This window comes from Bacillus sp. PK6-025 (genome assembly GCF_056530265.1).
This window is the reverse complement of record NZ_CP096509.1, coordinates 3,695,480-3,718,008: the sequence shown is the minus strand read 5'-3', so window position 1 is coordinate 3,718,008 and position 22,529 is coordinate 3,695,480. Positions and strand designations below refer to the sequence as shown.

Sequence of the window (22,529 nt, the reverse complement as noted above, 5' to 3'; positions counted from 1 at the left end):
ATTGCTTACACCCAAAAAGCTAACTGCCTTTTGGGTGTTTTCCCGTGTTTAATTTCATTACGATTTGCTCTCCGATCGGCCCCATTTTTCTTTCCCCTGTGTCTGCAAATCCGGCTTTCACATACAGGTGCTGGGCCGCGGTGTTTTTCACGTTCACAACCAGCACGATTTCATGACAATGGGTGAACTCCTTGGCGACAAATGCAGGAAGCTTGAGCATTCCTTCTTTTGCATAACCTTTTCCCTGGTGCTTTCTGTCGATGGATAGCGCCGTTAACAGCATGGCGTCCGGGTTGTCCGAATAGTCTTTTACCCTCTCGGTCGCATGCAGGATAAAAAATCCGACGGGTTCGCCTTCGCTTAAAATTACGATTGGAAACTGACCGTCCGTCTGTTTTAAAATCTCTTTCGGCAACGCGGTAAATCGATGCTGTTCTTCAGGAAGCTCGAATTCGAGAAGCGCAGCTGAATGTTCTTCCGAGAAATGCTTCAATTGTATTGATCCGCTTTTTTTCACATGATGAACCCCCTTTCTATGATCATACAATGGGAACGTATATTCGTCACTATCTAGTGCTAAAAAAAGATTTTGCCCTGGTTAAAATAAAAAGCGTACTTCCGATATAAAACCTACCTTAAACCTTCTGAAAGCCCTATGCGCTCCAGTGCTCCAAACGTCAGGAATAAAATGGTGAAAAAACCATATGTGGAAAATGAAGAGAATTTTCTCGAAACTTGTTTTTGGCCTATTAAGCCTGCTGGAAACTATGTTATACTACTCACGGTATATAGTTTGAAATGGAGGGTATCTGTGGGAAAGTACACTTCTGAACACCATAAAGATTCGAGAATTGTCCAACTGTTCCAAGATGGGCAATATTTTTATCATAAAGGGCTCAAAGCATATAGAGAACGCAATTTATCCCGCGCAAGCAAGCTCATTCAGAGAGCGATTTTTCTTGAACCGGAAAACACGGGAATGCTGTCCCAACTTGCTGTTATTTACACTGAAATGGGATTTTACCAGCAATCAAATGAACTTTTGGACTTTATCCTGACGAACATCAACGAAAAAATGACTGAATGTTATTATTTTAAAGCCAATAACTATGCGCACCTCGGCCTTTTTCACGAAGCCTATAAAGCAGCGGAGACTTATTTAAAAGAAGACCCGGACGGCGAGTTCAGCGAGGAAAATGCGGAGCTCCTTGATTTATTGGATATGGGAGAGGAAGATGAGGGCTATTCGCAGTTTGATCAGGACGACTTGATTCTGAAACAGGATCGGGCGAAATCACTGCTGGAAAATGGACAGCTTCAGGAATCGATCGTGATGCTTGAAGAAATCACTTCCGATTACCCCGAGTTTTGGTCAGCTTACAACAACCTCGCACTGGCATATTTTTATGCCGGAGACATTCAGAAAGCCAAAACGACGATTTTTACGGTCTTGGAAAAAAGCCATGGAAACCTGCATGCGCTTTGCAATCTTCTCATTTTTTATCACTATGAACGACGGGACGATAAGGTCGAGGCGCTTTCCGAACAGCTTTCCAATGTTTATCCGATGCTGTTTGAGCAAAGGTATAAGCTCGGCGCCACGCTATCCCTCGTCGGCAGATACGATCTCGGCTATAAATGGCTGAAATCACTCTACCGCATGGGATTTGAAGGGGATGAGACCTTTTATTACTGGCTCGCCTGCTCGGCTTACTACACCGGCCGCACTCAATTTGCCCGGTCTGTATGGAAAAAGATGCAGGAAGAGTATCCGGATGACGCCCGCATGGAGCCGTGGAAAGAACGGAAGGAAAAGAAACCTGTCCAGCGGCCGCTTGAGGAGCGCCTTGCCGCGTACTATATCAGCGGAAGAAAAGGGGAAAAAGCCCAGCTTAAAGCGGTGCTTGATTCACAGATGGCAAAAACGCCGTTTGAAGATCAGTTTGTCAGGCTTGTGCTTTACGGGGAAAGCAGTGCAGCCGTTGATTCAAAAGACGCGCTTCTTGCTTACAGAACTGCGAAAGCGATTGAACAAGCGGATCAGTCAGCAATGGAACAGGAGGCCATGTGCTTTTGGATTTTTCATGTCATTCAGCAGATCAGGGCTTACGGCCTTCAGCTGAAAAATGCCGGCGGGCTTGCCGCGGCGATCTATTACATTTGGAAGACCGAGCATCAGGAGCGGCTGACAAAAGCTGAAACCGCAAAAATCTTCCATATCTCGCCCGGAACGCTTTCTAAGTATGAACGTACATTAAAAGAACATCTTTAGAAACAGGTGTGAACTTCACTGTTCAGCCTGTTTTATTATGTGAGCAAAAAAATAGCGATTATTCATGATATTTTATAGGATATGGGTAAGGAAGATATAAGAAGGGAATCTTATTTAACAGAAATGGACTGCTTGACAGCATAAGATTCATGAAGGAGTGAACATTGTGTCAGAAGAAAAGATGTATGACGTCATTATTATCGGAGCAGGTCCTGCGGGAATGACGGCAGCCGTTTATACGTCAAGGGCGAACCTGTCGACTTTGATGGTTGAAAGAGGCGTTCCGGGCGGACAGATGGCCAATACGGAGGATGTCGAAAACTATCCGGGATTTGAAAGCATTCTGGGACCAGAGCTTTCAAATAAAATGTTTGAACATGCGAAAAAGTTCGGCGCTGAGTATGCGTATGGCGATATTAAAGAAGTCGTCGATGAAGGAGACTACAAGATCGTCAAAGCGGGATCAAAAGAATTTAAAGCGCGTGCGGTCATCATCACAGCAGGCGCCGAATATAAGAAGCTCGGCGTACCTGGCGAAAAAGAGCTTGGCGGCCGCGGTGTATCTTATTGTGCGGTTTGTGACGGCGCATTCTTTAAAAACAAAGAGCTCGTCGTTGTCGGAGGAGGGGACTCCGCTGTTGAAGAAGGCGTGTACTTAACCCGTTTCGCTTCGAAAGTCACGATCGTCCACCGCCGCGATAAGCTGAGAGCGCAAAGCATCCTACAGGCGCGCGCGTTTGACAACGAAAAAGTCGACTTTCTCTGGAACAAGACGGTCAAGGAAATTCATGAAAAAGACGGAAAGGTCGGTAAAGTAACGCTGGTCGATACGGTCACAGGCGAAGAAGAAGAGTTCCGGACTGACGGCGTCTTTATCTACATCGGCATGCTGCCGCTTTCAGAGCCGTTCAAAAACCTCGGCATTACAAATGAAGAGGGCTACATCGTGACAAATGAACAGATGGAAACAAAAGTCGAAGGTATTTTTGCAGCGGGCGATATCCGCGAGAAAACCCTTCGCCAAATCGTAACAGCAACAGGCGACGGAAGCATTGCCGCACAAAGCGTTCAGCACTATATCGAAGAGCTGAAAGAGAAAGAAAAGGCTGTAAAATAACGTATTTTTATCGTCATCATGATTTAACCGCCCTGTAACACCAGTGAAACAATTATTCGTTATGATGGGTATAGTAATTGACCCCCTTTTATAATGAATTTTATTGGCACGGATTATCTTATCCGTGTCCTTTTTTTGTTTTATTTTTCCATGAAGAGAAATTTTTACAAATTTCACAAGTTGTTCAAATTTCAATATTGAAACGTCTATTTTTGCTGTAAAATAGAATGAAAGAACGGTTTTAGCAAGCGCTTCCATTCGCTGAAAAAGCCGTTTCTTTAAGTTTTACCCGGGAAAAGCCTTAAAGCAGTCCGGAAAAAAGCGATTTTCGCGGCGGAACTGCATGTTCATTGTGAGCGGGGACAGGAAGCGGTATAATAGAAAAAAGAATTGAAGGAATAAAAGGATGGGTGACAGACTTTGCAAAGAGTGACGAATTGTGTGCTGACTTCAGGTGATAAAGTCCTGTTGCTGCAAAAGCCCAGACGAGGCTGGTGGGTAGCCCCCGGCGGCAAAATGGAAAGCGGGGAAACCGTCAGGGACGCCGTCATCAGGGAATACCGCGAAGAGACGGGCTTGTATGTGCTGAACCCGCAGCTGAAAGGGATATTCACCTTTATCATAAAAGAAAATGATCAGGTCGTATCTGAATGGATGATGTTCACATTCGTCGCCGATCATTATACAGGCAAACATGTAGAAGAATCGGAAGAAGGCATCATCGAGTGGCATCAGGCGGCAGACGTCGGGAGCCTGCCGATGGCGCCGGGAGACGTCCATATTCTGGATTTTATGCTGAAAGGCAAAGGACTGCTTCACGGCACCTTTACGTATACGCCTGACTTTGAATTGCTGTCCTATCGCCTCGACCCGCAAGGCGAATAAACATAAGAGGGGGAGAGAAGCATGAATGCGAATGGAGGCCATGATATACAGCTTGTAATCATAACCGGAATGTCAGGGGCAGGAAAAACAGTGGCGATTCAAAGCTTTGAGGATCTAGGTTTTTTCTGTGTCGATAATCTGCCGCCATCTTTGCTGCCGAAATTTTTGGAGCTGATGAAGGAATCAAGTTCAAAAATGAGCAAAGTTGCCCTTGTTATGGATTTGCGCGGCCGCGAGTTTTTTGACAGCTTGATTGAAGCGCTTGACGAGATTGGGGAAACATCCTGGATTACCCCGCGAATTTTATTTTTAGATGCCAAGGATTTGGTTCTCGTTTCAAGATATAAAGAGACAAGAAGGTCCCACCCCCTTGCGACAACTGGCCTGCCGCTTGAGGGTATCCGAACGGAACGGGAGCTTCTCGAAGAGTTGAAAGGCCGCTCTCAAATCATTTATGATACATCCGATATGAAACCGAGGGACTTGCGCGAAAAAATTGTCCAGCATTTTGCGGCAGATCATGGACATACCTTTACAGTGAATGTAATGTCATTCGGGTTTAAATACGGATTACCGATCGATGCGGATCTAGTGTTCGACGTAAGGTTTCTTCCGAATCCGTACTATATCGACAGCATGAGGCCGTTGACGGGAAAAGATCAGGAAGTATCTTCGTATGTGATGAAATGGAACGAAACACAAAAGTTTCTTGAAAAACTGACCGAGCTGCTGAGCTTTATGCTTCCGTCATATAAGCGCGAAGGTAAAAGCCAGCTAGTCATCGCGATTGGCTGCACAGGCGGACAGCATCGCTCGGTGACGCTTGCTGAATACCTTGCCGATTATTATAAAAAGGACTACTATACTCATGTTACTCACCGGGACATCGAGAAGAAAAGCAGAAAATAGCATGGCAGATCAGAAAAAAATCGCAATTTTTGGCGGAGGAACAGGCCTTTCGGTATTGCTCAGAGGATTGAAGCAACATCCGGTTGACATTACGGCGATTGTGACGGTCGCAGATGACGGCGGAAGCTCGGGGAGGCTGCGCGATGAGCTTAAAATTCCCCCTCCGGGGGACATCAGAAATGTGCTCGCTGCACTGTCTGATGTTGAACCGCTTGTTGAAGATCTGTTCCAGCACCGCTTCTCTAAAGGCGGCGATTTAATCGGCCATTCATTGGGAAATTTGATTTTGGCGGCGATGACGAATATAACCGGTGATTTCTTTCACGCCGTCACTGAAATGAGCAAAGTTTTAAATGTGAGGGGAAGGGTTCTGCCCGCGGCCAATACCAGTGTTGTCCTTCATGCGGAAATGGATGACGGACAGATCATATCAGGGGAATCGACGATACCGTCTTACGGTAAGCGGATTAAACGGGTGTTTTTAACACCTGAAAAAATCGAACCCGTTCCGGAAACGATTGATGTAATCCGCGGCGCCGACCTGATTCTTCTCGGCCCGGGAAGCCTGTATACGAGCATCTTGCCGAATCTTCTCGTTCCGAAGATAAGGGAAGAAATATTAAACGCCCCGGCAAAAAAAGTTTATATTTGCAATGTGATGACCCAGCCGGGAGAAACGCTGTACTACAGTGCAGCTGATCATGTAAAAGCGCTTAACCAGCATATGGGCGGTCCGTTTATCGATACGATCCTCGTCAACAATGAGGAAATCCCGGACGATATCCGGGAACGCTATGCGAAGGAGCAGGCACAGCCCGTCCAGTTTAACATTGATGATCTGTCTGCGATGGGGCTTGAGGTCATCAAAGATCAGATTGTGACATACGAGAATGGCGTGATCCGTCATGATACACATAAAGTCGCTTCGCTACTTGTTGATTTGTTAAAAGAATAGCAGGCCTGGGAATGGGGGTGTCCATAATATGTCATTTGCATCGGAAACGAAAAAAGAACTTACAAACCTTGAAGTAAAAGATTGCTGCGCGAAAGCAGAGCTCTCTGCCCTCATTCGGATGAACGGTTCATTGTCTTTCTCAAACCGAAAAGTGGTTCTCGACGTCCAGACCGAGAACGCGGCCATCGCCAGAAGAATTTACACATTGCTGAAGAAACAATACGATGTTTCCGTTGAACTGCTCGTTCGAAAGAAAATGAGACTGAAAAAAAACAATGTCTACATCGTACGCCTGATCGAAAATGCCAAGCTGATTCTTGAGGACCTGAAAATACTCGGAGACAACTTTGTCATTGCCAGAAACATCTCGGAAGACTTGGTCAAAAAACGTTGCTGCAAACGTTCTTATATGAGAGGGGCTTTTTTAGCCGGGGGTTCTGTCAATAATCCCGAGACATCTTCTTACCACCTCGAAATTTTTTCGCTGTATAAAGAGCATAATGATTCATTGTGCAGGCTCATGAATCAGTTTCATTTAAACAGCAAAACGCTTGAGCGGAAAAAAGGATACATCACGTATCTGAAGGAAGCTGAAAAAATTACCGAGTTTTTGAATGTGATCGGCGCGCATAATTCGCTGCTCCGCTTTGAAGACGTCCGGATCGTGCGCGATATGAGAAACTCGGTTAACCGGCTCGTCAATTGCGAGACAGCCAATCTAAACAAAACGATCGGCGCTTCTCTGCGGCAGGTGGAAAACATTAAGCTGATCGACGAAAGAATCGGGCTTGATGCGCTACCGGAAAAGCTGAGGGAAATCGCCCAGCTCCGCATCGATTATCAGGAAGTAACCTTAAAGGAACTCGGGGAAATGGTGTCGAGCGGAAAAATCAGCAAATCGGGCATCAATCACAGGCTTAGGAAACTGGATGAAATAGCTGAGCAGCTGCGTTCAGGACAATCTGTCTCTTTAAAATAGGGAATGGGGGAGATCGTATGGTTCAACAAAAAGTGGAAATTCTTTTGAAAACGGGGCTTCAAGCGCGCCCGGCGGCATTGTTTGTTCAAGAAGCCAACCGTTTTCAATCAGATATTTTTCTGGAAAAGGGAGATAAAAAAGTGAATGCCAAAAGCATCATGGGGCTGATGAGCCTAGCTGTCAGCTCCGGATCGGAAGTCACGCTGATCGCCGACGGTTCCGATGAGCAAGATGCTCTTGCTGCATTGACTGCATATGTTCAAGAGAAAAAAGCTAAACCTTTATGAGGTTTGGCTTTTTCTCATCGATTCAAAGCGGAAGGAGAATAACCGATGACGACGATGCTTGATTCGCTGTTTAAAAGGATTGGATACAAGCCCGGTCAGCAGGTGACATTTGCTGACTTGCCCGAATTTTTATCGCTGCTGGCTTTACAGTTTCCTTTTGAAAATGGCGCGGTTTTAAGAAACGAACGGATTTCGATGACGAAAACAGGGCTGACGGAAGCCTTGCTGAACAATAAAAGGGGCGGTTTATGCTATGATTTGAACGCCTTTCTTTACCATGTGCTGACTGAGCTCGGCTTTTCCGTACACATGGTTCGCGGGACGGTTTTTAATCCAAAAGAACAGGCGTGGGCGCTGACGGGAACGCATGTCGCCGTTATTCTGCGGGAAAGCGATGAAACCTATTTGCTTGATACTGGATTCGGCATCAACCTGCCGCTTGCCCCCGTTCCGTTCTCAGGTGAACCCATCACCTCAAAAACAGGAGCTTACCGTATCAGGAAAACAAAGACAGATAAAGGAGATTACCTTCTTGAAATGGATAAGGGAGAGGGGTGGCAGACCGGCTACGCATTTTCGCTGACGCCAATCGATGAAGCGGCGCTTGCGTGCGTGCGGGATGCGATTTTCGATGAGGAAGCGTCTCCCTTTAATAAAAACCCGCTCGCTTCCAAGCTGACAAAGGACGGAAAGTTAATTTTGTCGAAGGATCACTTCACAAAGCAAACCGGAAGCGGTTTGACGAAAGAAGATGTGAACGCCGGAGATTTCCAGACCATTTTCGTTCAAGCCTTTTTTGACTGAAGCACCACTGTGCATCAATTAAAATAAGCGGACGCCTGTCTGCAGCGCCCGCTCGTTTTCTGTTTTATCCTTCTGTTTTCAGCTGAAAGCCGTCCAGTGTTTCTTCGGCTTCGCGAAAAAGCTGCAAATATGCTTCGGCTTGATCGCCCAAGTAAATCCGGCTTTTTTCGATATTCTTCCACTCGATCAGCAAAGGCATGCCGACCCAGCCGGTCAGACAATCCCACAGCGCGTCAAGGTTTTCGCCATAGTAGTCCGGAAGCTCCAGCTGTTCTTTTAATGTTTGGTGAAGGTCTGATACGCTCGTGATCTTGTCTCCGTTTAAAGTGACTTGTTTCATATGATCATCTCATTCTCGTAAACGTTTTATAGTGGTCAGTTGTTTTATAAACCAGTCTGTCGTTGGAATAGACGATCCGGTCTGACCCCCGGAATCCCGATGTATAGTTGATGTCGGCTTCTCTCCATACGCGTCCGGCCGCATCTGGAAGCAGCTTTTCTCTGTTTTGAAAGATATCGCCGCCGATGCTTTTTCCAGGCGCTACTTCTGCGAGATTGCCTTTTTGCGGGTCCCACCCTAATTTTGCCGCTTCGGCTTTTGTGATGAAGTTGTCAGGCAGCCTGCCGTATTTCACGATATAGTCGGCAACACCTTCAAACGTATTAATGACCTCATTTGACTGAACGGTGCTGCCTTTTTCTGCATGCGGCCCTTCAGCTGAGCTTGTAAAAAGGTTCCCTGCCAGAAAGCCGAGCGCGAGAACAATCCCAAGCGCAAGTGTGGATAATATTTTTTTCACGGATAAAGTCCTCCCCATCTTTAGACTTTATAGCATAAACATGAAGAATGTGCCTTCATGGGATTGAACAGCCGCATTTCCTCATTTCCATTCCGTCTGTAATCATATTGAATTGTACCTCAAAACATGCTCAGAAATCATTATAGTATTGTAAATTTTCCATGAAACCCGAGGACGGGAACGGATCGCCGCGGTTTCCTATTTGACTCCCGGAATGTTAGTCAAGATTTGAAGAAAAAACCAACTGCTTTTCATCAGTTCTTTTCAATGGAAATGTGAAATAGGCGGTAAAGTTCCTTTGCGCCCGCGGGCGTGACTGCAACGGCCCGTGTGCGCGGGCGCCGCTCGATCCAGCCCATGCGGATAAAAGCGTCGAGCAGTGCGGAGCCCAGGGCACCGGCAATGTGATGCCGCCTTTCACTCCAATCCAGGCATTTATGGCAAAAAGAGCGCCGTTTCTTTTTGACTTCCCCAACATCGATGCCAAGTTCCTTCAAAAATAATTCTCCTGCTTCAGTCACGGTAAAAGCCGTCTCTTCTTCTTTCAACACGCCCATCTCCACGAGCCGCTCCGCAAGTGTGACGCCGAGCGATCCAGCCAAGTGATCATAGCATGTCCGCGCTTTTCTGACCGCCCGATCTTCGGCTGACTGCCGGAAAGAGCGAATTTCAGCAGGGGGGGCTATGTTGAGCAGAGTTTCCAGTGATTGTGCAACCTTGCCATCTTTGAGCCGGTAATAGCGGTGCCGTCCTTGCTTCCGGCATGTCAGCATTTCGGCGTCAAGCAGTTTGGAAAGGTGAAAGCTTGCTGTCTGCTGTTTGATTCCCGCATACCCGGCCAGCTCGGTAGCTGTATAAAACCGGTCATCAAGCAATGCGGTTAAAATCGCGGCCCGCGACGGATCGGTGACAAGCTTGGCGACCTCGGCGATATTCGGATTCACGGTCATGACACTTCCTCCTAAAATGTAATCGATACTTCGATGTTAATTGAAATATTGGAGAATTACAATAAAAGCATAAAAGGAGGAGACCGATATGCATCAAAACAGCAAAATTATTCAGCCAAGCATTTTATACTACGGAACACCCGTCATTTTGCTCAGCACGCTGAACGAAGACGGTTCCACGAATCTCAGCCCGCTTTCCTCTTCTTGGGCGCTTGGGGATTCGATCGTACTCGGCGTCGGCACCGGCGGCAAAGCATTGGAGAATTTAGAGAGACAAGCCGGATGTGTCATCAATGTGCCGGATTCATCTTTATGGAGCAATGTAGAACGGCTCGCTTCCTATACCGGCAAACGATGCGTTCCGGAAGAAAAAAAGCGGCTCGGCTTTACATACCTTAAAGAAAAGTTTGCAGCCGGCGGATTTACGGCAGCAGATTCCCTGGCGGTGAAACCTGACAGAGTCGCCGATTGTCCGCTTCAAATTGAAGCGGAAGCCGTCAATATCCGCATTCCGGAACATTCACCGTATTTTGCCGTCATTGAAACAAAAGTGCTTCATGTGCACGCACATGAAGCGATTATAAAAGGGGAACACCACATCGATCCTCAAAAATGGGGGCCTTTAATTTATCTTTTTAGACACTATTTTGGTTTAGGACGCGAGCTCGGCAAAACATTCCGGGCCTGAATGTAAGAATGTGCGTCATCTCAGTTCTTTGACTATATCTTTTGGCTGTCTGCCCTGAAGACCGTCAATCAGGTTTTGGACGGCACTTTTCAGCATGTTGACGTGTGTGACAAGAGTGGATGATCCAATGTGGGGAACGAGGGTCACATTGGAAAGGCTTAGGAGCGGATTGTCTTTTTCAATCGGCTCCTTTTCAAATACATCAAGTCCGGCTCCTTTAATCCATCCTTCTTTCAGCGCTTGAATCAACGCTTGTTCGTCAACGGTTTTGCCGCGGGAGATGTTGATGAAAATGGATGACGGTTTCATTTTTTTGAATTCAGCTTCGCCGATAAGGCGGTATGTCTCATCTGTGAGCGGTGTGATCAGAACAATGAAATCCGAGCGTTCCAACAATTCATGAAAGCCCGTATAAACCGCGCCGGTTTTTTTCTCTGTGTCGGGTTTGCGGCTGCGGCTGTAATAGAGCACTTCCATATCAAAACCCAAGGCCGCCCGTTTGGCGACTTGTTCTCCGATTCGTCCCATTCCGATGATGCCGAGCGTCCGGTGATGGACATCGCATCCGAACAAGCTTTCATCATCCTCTGATTTGGTCCATTTTCCATCGCGGATGTAGCGGTCGAGCTCGGCGATTCGCCGCGCTGAGGAAAGGATCAGACCGAAAGCGAGGTCTGCGACTGTGCCGTCAAGAATGTATGGTGTGTGAGTGCCGATAACCGATTTTTCTTTCATTGCTTCAATGTCAAAGTTGTCATAGCCGACGGAGTTGTTGCTGACGATTTTTAACTTCGGCGCATTGCATAATAATTCACGGTTGATTTTTGTCCCTGAGGTCAAAAGACCGTCTGCTTCCTTGATTTTTTCGAGCAGGGTTGATCTGGGAATGCGCTCGCGCGAAGTCCAAATTTCATATGTGCAGTGTTCGGCGAGCATCTCTTCGATTTCTTTTGGGACCGGTTTTGTGACATATACAAACGGTTTCATCTGCATTCTCCTTCCGCGTATCATCTGCTTCTATTATAGAGGAAAAACGGCTTCTATAAAAATCAAAGTCTGTTCCGAATAAACGCAGGACTATCAGCTCAATTATTGTTGTTTAGAAAATCATAGATACTTATTTCAGTTTTTTAATTTATTTTAATGCATTTTTATAACTATAAATCCAAATATTAGATGTTCTATTTTGCTTCCAGTTCTATTTTTATAGGTGAAGAACAGTGTAGATTTTATTATTTTAGAAAGATATAAAATTAGACTTTTTAAAATATTCAGTACATTTATAGTGAATTTTTTGATTCGAATCCAAATCGAAAAACCATGTGCTATAATTCGGCTGTAACAATATCAAGGTCATATGACTATGAAAAGGAGTGAGAGAGAAATGGCGATTTTAACTTCCATTTTGAAGCGAAATCAGTCTTTTGTAGAGGAAAAGGGGTACGAGTTTTATGAAACGACAAAATTTCCGGAGAAGAAACTTGTGATTTTGACATGTATGGACACGCGTTTATTAGAACTGCTCCATCATGCAATGGGGTTAAGAAATGGAGACGCAAAAATCATTAAGAATGCGGGGGCCGTTGTTTCTCACCCTTTTGGAAGCGTCATGCGCAGCATTCTTGTGGCTGTCTATGAGCTGCAGGCTGAAGAAGTCTGCGTGATCGGCCACCATGAGTGCGGTATGGCAAGCCTGAACGCTTCATCTATCCTTCAAAAGGCCAAACAGCGGGGGATTGATGATGGCTGTCTCGAACTCCTGCAGCATTCAGGCATCGACTTGGACACATGGATGACGGGCTTTGACAGCGTTGAAGACAGCGTCAGCCACAGCGTGAACATGGTTCGGAATCATCCGCTGATGCCTTCAGACGTTCCGGTGCACGGATTGGTGATTGATCCAAAGACCGGCCGTTTGGATGTTGTGGAAGATGGTTATTCACGTGAAGACGTTTTGCTTTCGGAAATGGGGAGGATAGATTGAATGTTACGTTTTTCAGGCAGATTTGAAGGATACAGCCTTAAACGGTTTCAAAAAGATATTGTAGCAGGAATGGTCGTTGGAGTCGTCGCAATTCCGCTTGGCATGGCTTTTGCCATAGCCTCGGGGGTGAAACCGGAACACGGTCTTTACACAGTGATTGTCGCCGGTATTTTGATTTCGCTTCTCGGCGGGTCGAAATACCAGATTGGCGGACCGACAGGCGCCTTTGTTCCGATCCTGTTCGCTATTGTGCTCCAATACGGATTTGAGAATCTGCTGATTGCCGGTTTTATGGCCGGAGTGATTCTCGTCATATTAGGGCTGCTAAAACTCGGCAAGATTATCAAGTTTATTCCGCGGCCGGTGATCATCGGATTTACGGCCGGCATCGCAGTGATTATTTTCACCGGAGAAATCGCCAAGTTTTTAGGTTTGAGGAATGTTGAGAAGCATGAGAGTTTTTATATGAATATGCGAGAGGTTGTCATCAACCTGAACACGCTCAGCTTCTACAGCATTTTGACGGCTGTCGTATCGCTCTTCTTTGTGCTGTTTACGCCAAAGATTCTGCCGAAAGTGCCGGGAGCGCTTGCAGGCTTGCTTGTATCGACGGTCATGGCCACGATGCTGTTTCCTGAACAGGTGGTAACGATCGGCTCAGCTTACGGCGAAATTCCGCGCAGCTTGCCGAGCTTTCAATTTCCAGAATTGTCATTGGAAAAAATCATTTACCTGCTGCCTCCCGCTCTTGCGATTGCGATGCTCGGCGGAATCGAATCGCTGCTTTCCGCGATGGTGGCAGACAATATGAAGGGAACAAGGCATGACAGCAATAAAGAGCTTGTCGGCCAGGGGATTGCGAACATTGCCGCACCGCTGTTCGGCGGAATTCCGGCGACAGGCGCGATTGCCCGTACGGCAACCAATATTAAAACGGGTGCTGCTTCTCCGATTTCAGGGATCGTGCACGGCGTGTTTGTTTTATTGGTCCTGCTTTTGTTTGCGCCATACGCTTCCCTTATCCCGCTTGCAAGCATGTCGCCGATTTTAATGGTGGTCGCTTGGAATATGAGTGAGCGGAAAGAGTTTGTAAACATTTTGAAAATTAAGAATTCCGACTCTGCCGTGCTTGTCGTCACATTTCTTTTAACGGTTTGGCAGGACCTTGTATTTGGGGTGGCGGCCGGGATCCTGCTGGCGATCATCACCTTTATCGTCAGAATGAGCAAATCGTTCCGCATTAAAAAGGATGTGTCTGAATCGATCGTCCAGTCGGCTGCTGCAGCGGAAGAAAAGAAATTCCACCGCTCTGTCAGCATCTATTCTGTTGAAGGCCCGCTGTTTTTCGGCTCATCGAATTCATTGGAGGATTCAATTTTGGACAAAGGCCACCCGCCAAAACTCCTCATCCTGCTTATGAACAAAGTAGACTATATGGATTCTTCCGCAGAAGGCAGCTTGATGACGATCGTCAACCGTGTCCACCAGCAAAACGGCAAAGTGATGATTGTCGGGCTGCAGCAGCAGCCGCGTGAGCTTCTTCATAAAACAGGGCTGTTTCATAAAATCGGCAAAAAGCATTTTGTCGACAGGCCTGAACAAATATTTGACGTGACATAACTGAAGAAAACCGCCTGTTCCGGGCTGACCGAAGCAGGCGGTTGCTTTTATTCGGCGGCTTTTACATATGTGCCGTTTTTCATTGCGGCTATTGCCGTTTCTTTCATCAAAAGGACGTCTTTTGAAAGTGTGGAGGCGGGGACTTTTCTTCCGTTAACGGCGACTTTTGGATCGATCCATCTTACCTTTAAAGTTTGATGAAAAGTAAAATCGTCTTCGTCTCCTTGCTTAACGCTCTGGCTCGCTGTACTGAGCCTTTCAAGCGTTTCCCGGAAGCACGCTTTTTGCTTTAGCATCGCAAGCAGTTCCGTGTCGGTTTTGAAAAAATCGCGTCCCGTGATGATACGCATGTCAAGCGCCTTTTTCAGCATTTGGCTGAGTGTACAGAGCGCATATACATTGAGGGGATTCATAAAGAAGTCAATCACCTCTTGATAGTAAAGGCGGGTGAACCATTCGGCGTGCTCTGTCGAAGTGCAGCAGATTTCGCCTTCGACAACGGTCAGTCCGGTTTCTAAAAATCGTCGAATCTCTTCTTGGTCGCCAAACCCGTAGGCTAAAGAGTCGCGAAGCGTGTAATCGATGCGATCCGCACATAATGAAGGAGCCGGCTGCTCCAGCAGCGTCCATTTTTTTTCATCGTATAAGATATCTTCATCTTTGAATCCGTATGTATCCAGAATCCAGGGGATATCAGATTGCTTGACCCATTGCCGAAACATCTGTTCATGGTAATCTTCGTTTTCCATGTTAAATACATCATCAGCCACATGGGAAAATGCCGTATGGGAAACATCGTGAAGCAAACCTGCAATTTGTTCTTCAAGGCTTCCGCCAAGCCTGCGGATCAAAAGCATAACCCCGATGCTGTGTTCGCAGCGGCTGATGTTCCATGCGGGATTGACGAGAAAGCATGCTCCGCCTTGGTGAATCCCATTTAGACGCTGAACGGCTTTTGAATGAATGAGGTCTGTCAGCACAGGCTCCAAATCTGCCTCGCCGTAAAGGCGGTCATTGATCTTCATGATGCTCTCCTGCAAATCTTTTCGTCAGTTTGCGGCGGTGGGCATCCATCATGTCTTCCAATGAAACATCGTATATGCCAGCAAGCATAATCAAATTCCCCATCACATCGCCCATTTCTTCGAGCAGTTCCTTTTTCAGTTCAGCAGCCGGCCGTTTGGCTTCATCAGGACGGTCTCTTCCGATTTCGTATGCCCTGACCGCTCTCGCCAGTTCACCGGCCTCTTCCATTAAAAATCCCATCCGGATGAAAGGTCCGTATTCGCTCCATCCCCTTTTCCGATAAAATGTCTTTGTCCATTGCTCCGCGTCTGTGATTGTCATAAGTCTACACTCCCATTTAGAAATTCAATTATATTATCGCACACGGAACAAACAATATATAGTACAATGTTAATTGCTTTTATCAATATATGGAGTTGGAGTGAGCGAAAGTGAAAACGGTATGCGTATATTCAGGATCAAATATGGGGACGGACCCGGCGTACAAGAAGAAAGCTGCAGAGCTTGGTGTTTATATTGCCGAGAAGGGGCTTCGCCTTGTTTATGGAGGATCGAGAATGGGATTGATGGGCGTGATTGCGGATACCGTATTGAAAAACGGCGGGGAAGTTGTCGGCGTTATGCCGAAAGGACTTTTTACAGGGGAAATCGTTCATCAGCAGCTGACAGAGCTGATCGAAGTGAGCGGCATGCATGAGCGCAAAGCGAAAATGAGTGAATTAGCTGACGGCTTTATCGCGATGCCCGGAGGCTTCGGTACGTTTGAAGAGCTGTTTGAAGTGCTTTGCTGGGCCCAGATCGGCATTCATCAAAAGCCGATCGGACTTTACAATGTGAACGGCTATTTTGACCCACTTCTTAAAATGCTCGAATACAGCGTTCAAGAGGGCTTTTCGAATGAATCGCACCTTCAGCTGATTCATGCTTCGGCGAGCCCCGCGGAATTGATCGGGAACATGTATGATTATCGCTACCCTGTCCTCGAGAAAAAGTGGAAGGATTTATAGAAACTCTTACATAATGAGCGGAGGTACGGTAACATAAAAAAGCTGCCGATGACTTCGGCAGCTTTTTTTGCTGTTTACTTCTGTGCGTCGATATTGCGTGTGAGCACTTTATCAATCAGGCCGTATTCTTTTGCTTCTTCAGCCGTTTTGAAGTTGTCACGGTCTGTATCGCGCTCGATCACTTCAAGCGGTTGTCCAGTGCGCTCTGCAAGAATTTTGTTCAGTTTGTCACGCAATGAAAGAATGCGCTTCGCGGCAATTTCGATTTCTGTTGCCTGACCTTGCGCTCCGCCAAGCGGCTGGTGGATCATGACTTCACTGTTTGGAAGAGCGTAGCGCTTCCCTTTCTCGCCGGCTGCGAGAAGGAACGCACCCATAGATGCCGCCATTCCCGTACAAATCGTAGAGACTTGAGGTTTAATGAACTGCATGGTGTCATAAATCGCCATGCCGGCTGTGATAGAGCCGCCAGGGCTGTTAATATAGATGCTGATATCTTTTTCTGGATCTTCGGCTTCAAGGAATAGAAGCTGAGATACGATGGAGTTCGCAACATTGTCATCGATTGCTGATCCCAGCATAATGATACGGTCTTTCAACAAGCGTGAGTAAATGTCATACGCTCTTTCCCCGCGGTTCGTCTGTTCAATGACTGTAGGTATTAAATTCATAATGCTCCTCCTTCACCTTAAAAGGTAAGTATGTAGTTTAATCATACATTTTTGGTCAATAAAGGTCAAACAAAAAGCCGCCTTCATTAAAAAGACATACTGGGGTTTATTTTTCCCATTTTAAAGGACATTCAAACAAAAGATCAACTTTACAGAGGAAAGTATAGAAAAATGGGGTCTAAGTCCATTGATCTTCAATTTAATTTATAGGAAAAAAGGAAGCCGGTTATATATGTGAACGCAGACAAGAGCGCTCAGAGCTTCAAATAAGAAGAAACCAAAGCTGATCGGGTTTCTCGGCGTTGTTGCCGCTCATAGATTTTATCTCGACGAGAGAACAGGCTACGCTGTAGCCATGCTGCTTCTCAACTGGATTAGATTTGGTCTTTTATTGACGGTATGATCTGCCTTGTGAAAACAACGGACGAATTAAATAAAGAAATCGAGTATAATCTAAACCTGCATTGTTTCGAGCAAGAGATTGTGATTGACTTTTTAAAGAACAGACCTTATAATATAAATTGCTGACGTTAAAAAATTATATTGTGCGCTCGTAGCTCAGCTGGATAGAGCGGTGGTTTCCGGTACCACGTCTGCCGGGGGTTCGAATCCCTCCGAGCGCGTTTTCAAGACAAGGGTTTGGCATTAGCCGCCCTTGTTTTTTTTGTGCACTTTTAGTCGTATTTGACTCCCCGGAAGCATATATCAATTGGGGTTACTCGTGATGACTAGACGAAGGGGCGGGGTTAAATGGACAAAAAACACAATTATTTTATACCGTCAGGACTGTTGATTGGATTAGGCATCGGGATAGTATTCGACCATCCGGCACCGGGGCTTTTGATCGGCCTCGGGGCGGGGATTTTGTTGTCTGCTGTTGTGCCGAAACGAAACGGAAAGTGAGCTGGAAGGCTCGCTTTTTTGCGCTTTTACAACAACGGGCGGCCGCTTGGCCGCCCGTTGTTGTTTAATCGTGGATTGAACGCATATGTTTGATCTTTAGATTTTCAAAGACGGCCGTTCCATTTTCGGTAAAGAGCGTGATACCCGTATCATTCAGGTCTGGAAATGCAAGGTTTGAGTGCGTCGTTTCGCCGTCATCAATAAACGCTTCGACAGTGTTTTGATCTACGATGATTGTGAAATGCACCCGCTTTTTTTCCGGATCAAACGGTGCTTTGCTTTCCAAATAGGTGCGGGTGCTGTCAGGCTGTCCCGTAAATCCTCTGTTCACAAAAGAATAACCGCCTTCAGCCGAAATTCCTACATCGATATGGCGTTTTCGATCCGCGGATTCTCTTAGCCTGAATCCCGCGTTTTTAAGATCGGCCCACGAGATATCCGCCTCAAGCTGATAGGTATTTGCCTTAATCTGAAGCGTTTTTGATCCGTTTACTTCGATGCGCTCAAACTCATCTGTCGATTCGGTTAATTCATCCAATTGATCGATTGGATGAGAGGCAAGGCTGTATTGATTTCCGCCTTTATGTTTAAGCTGAATTTGCCGGACGATCGAATCGGTTCCGTTAAAGCCGTCTTTCCATGTCGGCGTCCGGTTTGCATAATCCCAGTTATTCATCCACGCCAAAGCATAGCGTTTCTCGTACGAATCGTCTGTTTCGCCGTCCTCAAATGTCACGCCCGCATACCAGTCAAAGCCGTGATCAAGCCACTGAGGTTCCGCTTCGTCCGCGGTAAATTCGTTGCCGTTGAAGCTGCCTGTCCAGTATGCATAAGTATTCGGCTTGCCGGCACCTTTTCCATTTGCGCTTGCTCCGAGAACCCATTTATATGTTCCGTCATCCGCCCGCATTTTGAATAGATCCGGACATTCGATGATGCCGATATTTTCTGTTTGAAAACTACTTGTATAACGCCATTCCTTCAGATTTTGTGATTCGTAAAAGCCGATTTTCGTTCCTTCAGCCAGCGCCATCACCCATTTATCATCCTCTTCATCCCAGATCACTTTCGGATCTCTGAAATCGACGGTGTCCGGATTAGGCAATACCGGCTCTTCACCGTAAGGTTTAAATGTTTTTCCACCATTTTGGCTGTACCATAAAAATTGTTCTTCCTTCCCGTCATTGGCCGAGGGCTGCGTCATTATCGCCACGATCGCCCCTTTGCCGAAGCCGGCTGTGTTTTGTGAGTCGACAACGACAGAACCGGACCAAGGATCGCCGTTTTTATTCGTATATTTCGGAATGGCAACCCCTTGATCCTGCCAGTGGACGAGATCATCTGACACCGCGTGGCGCCACTCTGTCCCATTGCCGTCCGGATAGTCCCGGTTATAGAGATAGTAGTAATGATATTTTCCATTGAAATAGACGGGCTTTTGAGGGTCGTTTTTCCACTTGTCAGGGGTTGTCAAATGGAAAGCCGCGCGATATTCCGGTGTTTCCGGGGATTCTCCCTTTTTTTCTGTTTCCCGGTCTGAAACCAATATCATGATGAAGATTCCAAGACAAACAGTTAAAATGCTAATCCGCTTATATACTGTCTTCTTCAAGAAAATTCCCCGCTTTATTCTAAGATGACACACGAAAGAAAATGCCGATGTTCACCGGCATTTTCTTTCGTTCGTTTTATTAGTTTACCGTTAATTGTCCCTGTTCAAGAATGCTGTTTTTGACAACGGATGTTTTTGATCCTTTGACTTTCAGCAAAAAGCTTGGTGCAAATGTGGCGTGATGCTCGTTTGAAATTCCTCTGTTTGTGATGTAGCTCGTGATGACGACTTTGTCGCCTTTTTTCTGCGGTACGGCAAAGTGTGAATAAGTAAATGTGATGTCATTGTAATCAAGGTCCATGTGCAAAACAAGTCCGGATTTGTTTAAAGGCTTGAATGGCCCGGTTAGTGAATCTGATACATAGCCGAGCATATAAATGTCTTTTGCACCAATGCCGTCAATTGTCATTTTTGATCCTCTTGAATCTGTGAACAGATACCATTTTCCGTTCATTTTGAAGAGGTTGGCCCGTTCGATTTCATCAGTCACCGTATTGGAGGCGATCAAAGGCTTCATGACTTTTTTCAGCGTATAATCTTTATTTAATTCGATGATTCCGAGTGCGCCGTTAGCCAATGAAGCGTTCTTTTTGTTCGCTCCTTGAAGCAGCTTGCTGCTTTCTCCTCTAAAGAACTGCTTGCTGCCTCCGTAGTAAGCTCTGTTGAATAGAGAGTCTTCTCCCTGATAGCCGGTTTTTGTTCCCGTATTGGCTTCAAATACGAGATATTTGCGGCCGTGATCTTCCACATAATGCGGGTCTCTCAGCGTATGGTTGTCGCCGGAGCTGTAGTTTCCTTCGTCAATGAATTGCTGAACGTTTTGGTACACTGAACCGTCGGCGCCGTCAAAGACCGATTTATGATCTTCTACACCATCAATTTTCAGTGTGTCCGAATCCGGCTGAGTGAAGTTGACCTGAGCCGTTGTCAGCGTCTGTTTGCCGTATTGCGTGCCGGAGAAAGCTGTGTAAAACAGTCGGACTTTTCCGTCTTTTGTCAGCGTGGCGGAACCTGACCACTCTTGTGTTTGATACTTAAGGTACGGATCGTCAGGAGTGAATTTGTCGCTGTCTTTAAACACTCTGCCGGCGTTTTTCCAGCTGTCGATGGAAGTTTCGCCTTTCTTTTGATAGAACAAGTAGATGGATGTGTCATCGACGTCTTTCGGGTCGCCCGCCAACGCGAAAACAAGATTGTAGCCGTGGTATGTAGCGACTGTTCCGTCGGCATTTTGCAGCGGCCAGCTGTCCCATACGTCTAAATCGATCAGTTCTCCATTTTTGTTATAACCTTTTGCTGAAGGGATGTTTTTGATGGTTTTCGGATCGAATTGAGGAACTTTAAATTGTTCGCTCTTTTGCTGTTCGGGAATTTTCAGCATGTCATGTCTTGTGATATGAGAAAATCCGTAACTCTTCTTGTAATCTTGCGTTTCTTTTGCAAAGGTTTGCGGCGCGCCTCCCGCAAGCAGAGCTGCTGCGACGGTTAAGGCTGACGCTTTTTTAGCGATGTTTTTGATGTTCATCAATATTTCCTCCCTTTTTCAATATGTAACAGATTGCTCCTGACAACATGAACGTTTCCAATCATCCCTCCTAACTGCGGCATTGTCCTGAAGAACAGAAAAAAGACCTAAAATGTGCAAGGTCATATAGGCAAAAGATAGACTTCGCCCTTCACACATTTTAGGTCTTGCCTGCTTAGACAGTAACAATCCCGACAATATTGAATTACCATCATTCTAATATACTCATCTCCGGGACTCAACTGGTCTAAGTTCCTCTTTTCTCATACATTTTTTTGCAAATGACATCAATTTTAAGCTAAAAGGCACCTTTTTTAATGAATCTATAGTCCGTATAAGGAGGAATCGTCAATCGTTGAAATCAATATACATCGGTATACTTTCCCAAAAGGCATCTGGAATTGCGAGCTTTCGTTGATCATGTCTTGACAGGGTTGTTTGAATATCGTCCTCTTTTCCGGCTTGAACTTTTTGAAGCCATTCCGGATCCATCAGAAGTCCCCGACCGATTCCGACGAGATCGGCACCTGTTTTCAGCGCTTGAACGGCATCTTCCGGTGTGTGTACTTTCCCGGCTCCGATCAGAGGAAGACGGTCGCCGACCGCTTCTTTGATCAGTTCCATCCGCGTGCGGGATTTGTCTGCACCACGGCGCGGCAAGGACCGGAAATCAATGAGAGAAACGTGCAGGTAATCCAATGCTTGTTCCCGCAGTACATTGACGAAAGGCAACGTTTCAGCCATTGTGATTCCGGGCGTTTCCGGCTCTTCGGGCGAAAATTTGTAGCCGATGATAAAAGATGGTTTATGGTAGCTATCCGCTACGCGTCTGATTTCTTCTATAATCTGAAGCGGAAATCTCATCCGTTTCTCTAAAGTGCCGCCCCAGCTGTCATTGCGCCGGTTGTAATAAGGAGAGAAGAACTGATGGATGAGAAACCCGTTTGCGCCGTGAATTTCGACTCCGTCAAACCCGGCCTCTATCGCTCTTCGCGCCGCCTGGCCGAAAGAATGGATAAGGTCTTGAATGTCTTGCTCAGACAGTGCCCTTGGCACCGGTGCATTCGGTTGATTCGGAGCGACGGCGCTGGCACTGACCGTCTGCTCTATACCTTTGGCTCCAGGATGGAAGAGCTGCAGGATTGCTTTTGCTCCATGTTTCTTTAAAGTGGCTGCAAGCCGGGTTAGTCCCGGGATTTGATCATCGTTCTCAGCTCCGGGAATGCCGGGAAATCCGGTTCCGGGCTGTACAGTTGTCGCAGATGTGATGACCATCCCGACATCTGTCGCCCGCGCGGCATAATAGACGAGTTCGTCGTCAGAAATGAATCCTCCCGGCATAGAGGATGAATGCCCCATTGGCGGCATGATGATTCTATTTTTCAATTGGATGCCGTTTTTAAAAGTAAAGGGTGTGAATAAAGAATCGTATTGTTTTTTCATGTTTTTCCTCCTTTTGATATAACCATAGCAACCACCGTGAGGCTCCACAAGAACGCAATTTTTTTATATATGCTTTATAAAAATAAACCGTA

Annotated in this window: 25 protein-coding genes and 1 tRNA gene; 15 read left to right on the top strand and 11 right to left on the bottom strand. The window is 46.3% G+C overall.

Annotated features, from left to right (window positions below; genetic code table 11):
- Nucleotides 1-19: 19 nt before the first annotated feature.
- Entirely contained in the window at nucleotides 20-517 is a 498-nt protein-coding gene (locus tag M1D67_RS19100) for a GNAT family N-acetyltransferase (protein ID WP_146874687.1), read from the bottom strand.
- Between the two features lie 294 nt (nucleotides 518-811).
- Here M1D67_RS19100 and M1D67_RS19095 point away from each other — a divergent pair, with 294 nt between their 5' ends.
- The 8 genes from M1D67_RS19095 to M1D67_RS19060 all read left to right on the top strand — a co-directional run bounded on the left by M1D67_RS19095 (nucleotide 812) and on the right by M1D67_RS19060 (nucleotide 8,208).
- Nucleotides 812-2,272: a tetratricopeptide repeat protein gene (locus M1D67_RS19095; protein WP_023856353.1), complete on the top strand. Its 1,461-nt coding sequence runs from the start codon at nucleotides 812-814 to the stop codon at nucleotides 2,270-2,272.
- 166 nt (nucleotides 2,273-2,438) lie between these two features.
- The gene (gene trxB, locus M1D67_RS19090) at nucleotides 2,439-3,389 is read left to right on the top strand and encodes a thioredoxin-disulfide reductase (RefSeq protein WP_020453061.1); all 951 of its coding nucleotides are present in this window, start codon (nucleotides 2,439-2,441) and stop codon (nucleotides 3,387-3,389) included.
- Nucleotides 3,390-3,809: 420 nt separating this feature from the next.
- Nucleotides 3,810-4,274, top strand: a complete 465-nt coding sequence (locus M1D67_RS19085) for an 8-oxo-dGTP diphosphatase (protein WP_026580154.1) — start codon at nucleotides 3,810-3,812, stop codon at nucleotides 4,272-4,274.
- Nucleotides 4,275-4,295: 21 nt separating this feature from the next.
- Entirely contained in the window at nucleotides 4,296-5,183 is an 888-nt protein-coding gene (gene rapZ, locus M1D67_RS19080) for an RNase adapter RapZ (protein WP_020453060.1), read from the top strand.
- A 1-nt stretch (nucleotide 5,184) separates the two neighbouring features.
- Entirely contained in the window at nucleotides 5,185-6,138 is a 954-nt protein-coding gene (locus M1D67_RS19075) for a gluconeogenesis factor YvcK family protein (protein WP_023856351.1), read from the top strand.
- Between the two features lie 28 nt (nucleotides 6,139-6,166).
- Nucleotides 6,167-7,117 carry a DNA-binding protein WhiA gene (whiA, locus tag M1D67_RS19070; RefSeq protein WP_020453058.1) on the top strand — a complete coding sequence of 317 codons (951 nt, stop codon included), beginning with the start codon at nucleotides 6,167-6,169 and terminating at the stop codon, nucleotides 7,115-7,117.
- A 17-nt stretch (nucleotides 7,118-7,134) separates the two neighbouring features.
- Nucleotides 7,135-7,404 carry an HPr family phosphocarrier protein gene (locus tag M1D67_RS19065; RefSeq protein ID WP_020453057.1) on the top strand — a complete coding sequence of 90 codons (270 nt, stop codon included), beginning with the start codon at nucleotides 7,135-7,137 and terminating at the stop codon, nucleotides 7,402-7,404.
- Nucleotides 7,405-7,449: 45 nt separating this feature from the next.
- A complete protein-coding gene (locus M1D67_RS19060) occupies nucleotides 7,450-8,208 on the top strand; it encodes an arylamine N-acetyltransferase family protein (protein WP_075212701.1) in 759 nt (252 codons plus the stop codon).
- Between the two features lie 64 nt (nucleotides 8,209-8,272).
- Here the strand turns inward: M1D67_RS19060 and M1D67_RS19055 are convergent, their stop codons facing one another.
- The 3 genes from M1D67_RS19055 to M1D67_RS19045 all read right to left on the bottom strand — a co-directional run bounded on the left by M1D67_RS19055 (nucleotide 8,273) and on the right by M1D67_RS19045 (nucleotide 9,958).
- Nucleotides 8,273-8,548: a barstar family protein gene (locus M1D67_RS19055; protein WP_020453055.1), complete on the bottom strand. Its 276-nt coding sequence runs from the start codon at nucleotides 8,546-8,548 to the stop codon at nucleotides 8,273-8,275.
- Nucleotides 8,549-8,552: 4 nt separating this feature from the next.
- Nucleotides 8,553-9,008: a ribonuclease gene (locus tag M1D67_RS19050; protein ID WP_026580150.1), complete on the bottom strand. Its 456-nt coding sequence runs from the start codon at nucleotides 9,006-9,008 to the stop codon at nucleotides 8,553-8,555.
- A 254-nt stretch (nucleotides 9,009-9,262) separates the two neighbouring features.
- On the bottom strand, nucleotides 9,263-9,958 hold the full coding sequence (locus M1D67_RS19045) for an ArsR/SmtB family transcription factor (RefSeq protein WP_048350579.1): 696 nt from the start codon (nucleotides 9,956-9,958) through the stop codon (nucleotides 9,263-9,265).
- Between the two features lie 88 nt (nucleotides 9,959-10,046).
- On the opposite strand from M1D67_RS19045, the gene M1D67_RS19040 reads away from it, so the two are divergent.
- Nucleotides 10,047-10,646 carry a flavin reductase family protein gene (locus M1D67_RS19040; RefSeq protein WP_020453052.1) on the top strand — a complete coding sequence of 200 codons (600 nt, stop codon included), beginning with the start codon at nucleotides 10,047-10,049 and terminating at the stop codon, nucleotides 10,644-10,646.
- Between the two features lie 15 nt (nucleotides 10,647-10,661).
- Here M1D67_RS19040 and M1D67_RS19035 read toward each other — a convergent pair whose 3' ends face one another.
- Nucleotides 10,662-11,633, bottom strand: a complete 972-nt coding sequence (locus M1D67_RS19035) for a 2-hydroxyacid dehydrogenase (protein WP_020453051.1) — start codon at nucleotides 11,631-11,633, stop codon at nucleotides 10,662-10,664.
- Nucleotides 11,634-12,030: 397 nt separating this feature from the next.
- On the opposite strand from M1D67_RS19035, the gene M1D67_RS19030 reads away from it, so the two are divergent.
- Both M1D67_RS19030 and M1D67_RS19025 read left to right on the top strand, forming a co-directional pair.
- Nucleotides 12,031-12,630, top strand: coding sequence for a beta-class carbonic anhydrase (locus M1D67_RS19030; RefSeq protein WP_020453050.1), 600 nt, complete (start codon nucleotides 12,031-12,033; stop codon nucleotides 12,628-12,630).
- Nucleotides 12,631-14,250 carry a SulP family inorganic anion transporter gene (locus tag M1D67_RS19025; RefSeq protein ID WP_020453049.1) on the top strand — a complete coding sequence of 540 codons (1,620 nt, stop codon included), beginning with the start codon at nucleotides 12,631-12,633 and terminating at the stop codon, nucleotides 14,248-14,250.
- A 47-nt stretch (nucleotides 14,251-14,297) separates the two neighbouring features.
- Here the strand turns inward: M1D67_RS19025 and M1D67_RS19020 are convergent, their stop codons facing one another.
- On the bottom strand, nucleotides 14,298-15,275 hold the full coding sequence (locus tag M1D67_RS19020; RefSeq protein WP_105981247.1) for an HD domain-containing protein: 978 nt from the start codon (nucleotides 15,273-15,275) through the stop codon (nucleotides 14,298-14,300).
- The gene (locus M1D67_RS19015) at nucleotides 15,262-15,597 is read right to left on the bottom strand and encodes a MazG nucleotide pyrophosphohydrolase domain-containing protein (RefSeq protein ID WP_026580148.1); all 336 of its coding nucleotides are present in this window, start codon (nucleotides 15,595-15,597) and stop codon (nucleotides 15,262-15,264) included. Before M1D67_RS19015 ends, M1D67_RS19020 begins: the two co-directional genes overlap by 14 nt.
- Before the next feature lie 110 nt (nucleotides 15,598-15,707).
- On the opposite strand from M1D67_RS19015, the gene M1D67_RS19010 reads away from it, so the two are divergent.
- Complete coding sequence (locus M1D67_RS19010; RefSeq protein WP_026580147.1) at nucleotides 15,708-16,283, top strand: LOG family protein; 576 nt, start codon at nucleotides 15,708-15,710, stop codon at nucleotides 16,281-16,283.
- A gap of 74 nt (nucleotides 16,284-16,357) precedes the next feature.
- Here the strand turns inward: M1D67_RS19010 and clpP are convergent, their stop codons facing one another.
- A complete protein-coding gene (clpP, locus tag M1D67_RS19005) occupies nucleotides 16,358-16,954 on the bottom strand; it encodes an ATP-dependent Clp endopeptidase proteolytic subunit ClpP (protein ID WP_003185550.1) in 597 nt (198 codons plus the stop codon).
- Nucleotides 16,955-17,237: 283 nt separating this feature from the next.
- On the opposite strand from clpP, the gene M1D67_RS19000 reads away from it, so the two are divergent.
- From M1D67_RS19000 to M1D67_RS18990, 3 genes are all read left to right on the top strand, one after another.
- Complete coding sequence (locus M1D67_RS19000; protein ID WP_075212739.1) at nucleotides 17,238-17,357, top strand: NINE protein; 120 nt, start codon at nucleotides 17,238-17,240, stop codon at nucleotides 17,355-17,357.
- A gap of 144 nt (nucleotides 17,358-17,501) precedes the next feature.
- Nucleotides 17,502-17,577: transfer RNA gene (locus M1D67_RS18995), tRNA-Arg, on the top strand.
- Nucleotides 17,578-17,704: 127 nt separating this feature from the next.
- Nucleotides 17,705-17,857, top strand: coding sequence for a hypothetical protein (locus tag M1D67_RS18990; RefSeq protein WP_164468296.1), 153 nt, complete (start codon nucleotides 17,705-17,707; stop codon nucleotides 17,855-17,857).
- 64 nt (nucleotides 17,858-17,921) lie between these two features.
- On the opposite strand, the gene M1D67_RS18985 is transcribed toward M1D67_RS18990, so the two are convergent.
- The 3 genes from M1D67_RS18985 to M1D67_RS18975 form a co-directional block, all read right to left on the bottom strand.
- Entirely contained in the window at nucleotides 17,922-19,469 is a 1,548-nt protein-coding gene (locus M1D67_RS18985) for a glycoside hydrolase family 32 protein (RefSeq protein ID WP_039073036.1), read from the bottom strand.
- Nucleotides 19,470-19,548: 79 nt separating this feature from the next.
- Nucleotides 19,549-20,994 (bottom strand): glycoside hydrolase family 68 protein, encoded by a 1,446-nt coding sequence (locus M1D67_RS18980; RefSeq protein ID WP_023856345.1) that lies wholly within the window; start codon nucleotides 20,992-20,994, stop codon nucleotides 19,549-19,551.
- A 348-nt stretch (nucleotides 20,995-21,342) separates the two neighbouring features.
- Nucleotides 21,343-22,437, bottom strand: a complete 1,095-nt coding sequence (locus tag M1D67_RS18975; RefSeq protein WP_026580145.1) for an NADH-dependent flavin oxidoreductase — start codon at nucleotides 22,435-22,437, stop codon at nucleotides 21,343-21,345.
- Nucleotides 22,438-22,529 lie beyond the last annotated feature (92 nt).

Excerpts from the sequence above, each read along its gene's own strand:
- M1D67_RS19015 (WP_026580148.1), bottom strand. The coding sequence starts at position 15,597 with ATGACAATCACAGACGCGGAGCAATGGACAAAGACATTTTATCGGAAA.
- M1D67_RS19025 (WP_020453049.1), top strand. The coding sequence starts at position 12,631 with ATGTTACGTTTTTCAGGCAGATTTGAAGGATACAGCCTTAAACGGTTT.
- whiA (WP_020453058.1), top strand. The coding sequence starts at position 6,167 with ATGTCATTTGCATCGGAAACGAAAAAAGAACTTACAAACCTTGAAGTA.
- M1D67_RS19055 (WP_020453055.1), bottom strand. The coding sequence starts at position 8,548 with ATGAAACAAGTCACTTTAAACGGAGACAAGATCACGAGCGTATCAGAC.
- M1D67_RS19030 (WP_020453050.1), top strand. The coding sequence starts at position 12,031 with ATGGCGATTTTAACTTCCATTTTGAAGCGAAATCAGTCTTTTGTAGAG.
- clpP (WP_003185550.1), bottom strand. The coding sequence starts at position 16,954 with ATGAATTTAATACCTACAGTCATTGAACAGACGAACCGCGGGGAAAGA.
- M1D67_RS19045 (WP_048350579.1), bottom strand. The coding sequence starts at position 9,958 with ATGACCGTGAATCCGAATATCGCCGAGGTCGCCAAGCTTGTCACCGAT.
- M1D67_RS19075 (WP_023856351.1), top strand. The coding sequence starts at position 5,185 with ATGGCAGATCAGAAAAAAATCGCAATTTTTGGCGGAGGAACAGGCCTT.
- rapZ (WP_020453060.1), top strand. The coding sequence starts at position 4,296 with ATGAATGCGAATGGAGGCCATGATATACAGCTTGTAATCATAACCGGA.
- M1D67_RS19065 (WP_020453057.1), top strand. The coding sequence starts at position 7,135 with ATGGTTCAACAAAAAGTGGAAATTCTTTTGAAAACGGGGCTTCAAGCG.
- M1D67_RS18975 (WP_026580145.1), bottom strand. The coding sequence starts at position 22,437 with ATGAAAAAACAATACGATTCTTTATTCACACCCTTTACTTTTAAAAAC.
- M1D67_RS19020 (WP_105981247.1), bottom strand. The coding sequence starts at position 15,275 with ATGAAGATCAATGACCGCCTTTACGGCGAGGCAGATTTGGAGCCTGTG.
- M1D67_RS19035 (WP_020453051.1), bottom strand. The coding sequence starts at position 11,633 with ATGAAACCGTTTGTATATGTCACAAAACCGGTCCCAAAAGAAATCGAA.
- M1D67_RS19060 (WP_075212701.1), top strand. The coding sequence starts at position 7,450 with ATGACGACGATGCTTGATTCGCTGTTTAAAAGGATTGGATACAAGCCC.
- M1D67_RS19040 (WP_020453052.1), top strand. The coding sequence starts at position 10,047 with ATGCATCAAAACAGCAAAATTATTCAGCCAAGCATTTTATACTACGGA.
- M1D67_RS18980 (WP_023856345.1), bottom strand. The coding sequence starts at position 20,994 with ATGAACATCAAAAACATCGCTAAAAAAGCGTCAGCCTTAACCGTCGCA.
- M1D67_RS18990 (WP_164468296.1), top strand. The coding sequence starts at position 17,705 with ATGGACAAAAAACACAATTATTTTATACCGTCAGGACTGTTGATTGGA.